This window comes from Halomonas sp. BM-2019 (assembly GCF_017584085.1).
In genome coordinates this window covers 3,815,335-3,818,112 of record NZ_CP071922.1, presented here as the reverse complement: position 1 = coordinate 3,818,112, position 2,778 = coordinate 3,815,335, and the positions used below count along the sequence as shown (strand labels likewise).

3 protein-coding genes are annotated in these 2,778 nt (G+C 51.7%); all 3 read left to right on the top strand.

The genetic code is table 11. From position 1 onward, the window contains the following. Window positions 1–188, top strand: a 188-nt coding sequence (locus J5F18_RS18910; RefSeq protein ID WP_346300065.1) for a hypothetical protein, incomplete at its 5' end; no start/stop codon positions are given. A gap of 11 nt (window positions 189–199) precedes the next feature. Further along, on the top strand, window positions 200–2,005 hold the full coding sequence (gene oadA, locus J5F18_RS18905) for a sodium-extruding oxaloacetate decarboxylase subunit alpha (protein ID WP_346300064.1): 1,806 nt from the start codon (window positions 200–202) through the stop codon (window positions 2,003–2,005). 5 nt (window positions 2,006–2,010) lie between these two features. Then, window positions 2,011–2,778, top strand: a 768-nt coding sequence (locus J5F18_RS18900) for a sodium ion-translocating decarboxylase subunit beta (RefSeq protein ID WP_346300063.1), incomplete at its 3' end; no start/stop codon positions are given.

Sequence of the window (2,778 nt, the reverse complement as noted above, 5' to 3'; positions counted from 1 at the left end):
TACTCACCGGCGCTGTCACCTTGTTAACCAAACTATGTCCTGAGGCGAACATCGACTCAGGAGCGTCTAGTGCACCTTCTGCTGGCACTGCCAACGAAGACGCGGATGCAAAAAAACTAGCTGCAATCGCCGTCGCCGTGAAGCGCTATCGCGCAAGTAAATCAGACAATCCAGCCTCAGACGCTTAGGGAGTCATCTTATGTCCAAACCACTATTATTGACCGAATTGGTCCTGCGTGACGCACACCAGTCGCTATTAGCGACCCGTTTGCGCCTCGATGACATGTTGCCGATTGCAGAGAAGCTCGATCAAGCGGGGTTTTGGTCGCTTGAAACTTGGGGTGGGGCAACGTTCGATGCCTGTATTCGTTATTTAGGTGAAGATCCTTGGGAACGCCTGCGTGAACTGAAAAAAGCGATGCCCAATACGCGCCAACAGATGCTCCTGCGCGGCCAGAACCTGCTTGGTTATCGTCATTATGCGGATGACGTGGTTAAACGTTTTGTCGAGCGTGCACGGACCAATGGCGTCGATGTTTTTCGTATTTTTGACGCAATGAATGATGTCCGCAATTTAAAGACAGCGATTGAAGCAACGATCGCGAATGATGGCCATGCACAAGGCACCATGTCGTATACCGTAAGCCCTGTACACACGCGGGAAAAATGGGTGGCGATGGCGAAAGAATTAGAAGACATGGGTTGCCACTCGATTTGTATCAAGGATATGGCAGGGTTATTGCGCCCCTACGAAGCAGAAGGGCTGATTACCGAGCTGAAAGCAAATGTGTCGGTGCCGATTGCCATGCAGTGTCATGCAACGACAGGCTTAAGTACAGCGACCTATCAAAAAGCGATCGACGCGGGCATTGATATGCTCGATACCGCGATCTCGTCGATGAGTATGACCTATGGGCATAGTGCAACGGAAACGTTAGTCGCTATGGTCGAAGGTACCGAGAGAGATACCGGGCTCGACCTCGCCAACCTTGAAGAAATTGCGTCCTACTTTCGTCAAGTACGGAAAAAGTACGCGCGCTTTGAGGGTTCACTAAAAGGTGTGGATGCGCGAATTCTTCTGGCACAAGTGCCTGGCGGCATGCTCACCAACATGGAAAATCAGCTGCGTGAGCAGAAAGCGTTGGATAAATTTGATCAAGTGCTGGAAGAAATTCCGCGGGTGCGCGAGGACTTAGGCTTTATTCCATTGGTTACGCCAACCTCACAAATTGTCGGTACTCAAGCAGTACTCAACGTCTTAACCGGTGAACGTTACAAGTCAGTGTCAAAAGAAACGGTCGGCGTCTTGAAAGGTGAGTATGGTGCGACGGCAGCTCCAGTGAATGCAGAACTACAAAAGAAAGTCCTAGCTGGCGCCGAGCCAATTACTTGCCGACCCGCTGATCTGATCGACGATGAGTTAGACGCACTGACGACTGAGTTAGAGGAAAAAGCAAAATCTGAAAATATTCGCCTCGCAGAAGCAAGTGTCGATGACGTATTAACCTATGCCTTGTTCCCGCAAATTGGCCTGAAATTTTTACAGAATCGCGATAATCCTGACGCGTTCGAGCCGGTGCCGAGTGTTGAAAATGCGACACCAGTGCGTAAAGCCGAGACCGGCGATAATAGTATTGAACGCTACGACGTGTGTATTTCTGGTGAGTGTTTCTCAGTTGAGGTTGGCCCCGATGGCAGCTTAAAGGCAGAGTCGAGTCGTTCAACGAGTCCGCCGGCTGAATCGCAGCCGAAAGCAGCTCCGGCACCGCAAGCGAGCGCCAATGCACAAGCGTTGCACGCACCCTTGTCAGGTAACTTATGGAAGTATCAAGTGAAGCCTGGTGACGCTGTGAAATCGGGTGATGTCGTCGTCATTCTAGAAGCGATGAAAATGGAAACGGAAGTCCGTGCCGACCGCGATGGCGTCATTGCCGAGTTGAAGGCACGTGAGGGCGATAGTGTTATTTCGGGTGACATTTTGTTGACCATTGAAGGGAACGCCTAAGCATTATGGAAACATTGCTAACATTGTGGAATACCACTGGCTTCGCAGGCCTGTCGCTCGGTGCCATCGTGATGATTGGGGTCGGCCTGCTGCTGGTTTATCTCGCCATCGTGCATAAATTTGAGCCGTTACTGCTATTGCCAATCGGCTTTGGTGCTGTGCTCGCGAATATCCCGCTAGCCGGCATGAATGAGCCGGGTGGGATTCTCTATTTACTTTATGAGCTTGGCATTGCCACGGGATTGTTCCCGCTGCTAATTTTTCTCGGTGTTGGGGCGATGACGGATTTCGGTGCATTGTTGGCGAATCCGCGCATGCTGCTACTTGGAGCCGCGGCACAATTTGGCATTTTTGCCACCTTGCTCGGTGCAATCGCGCTGAACTGGGTGCCCGGTGTTGAGTTTACCTTACAGCAAGCAGCTGCTATTGCCATTATCGGCGGTGCTGATGGCCCGACAGCGATTTATTTAGCGTCGCAGTTGGCACCTGAGCTGCTGGGAGCGATTGCTGTTGCCGCATATTCGTATATGGCGCTGGTGCCGGTTTTACAGCCGCCGGTTATGCGCCTGCTGACCACGGAGAAAGAACGAAAAATCCGCATGACGCAGTTAAAGACGGTGTCGAAGCGGGCGAAGATCCTTTTTCCGTTGATGGTGCTGGTGATGACGTTATTGCTGTTACCCACAGCAGCGCCGCTCGTCGGAATGTTCTGTCTCGGTAACCTCATGCGCGAAAGTGGCGTGGTGGATCGTCTGAGTAAAACGGCTCAGAAT

Bases quoted from the DNA above. Each gene is read 5' to 3' on its own strand.
- oadA (WP_346300064.1), top strand. From the start codon at position 200: ATGTCCAAACCACTATTATTGACCGAATTGGTCCTGCGTGACGCACAC.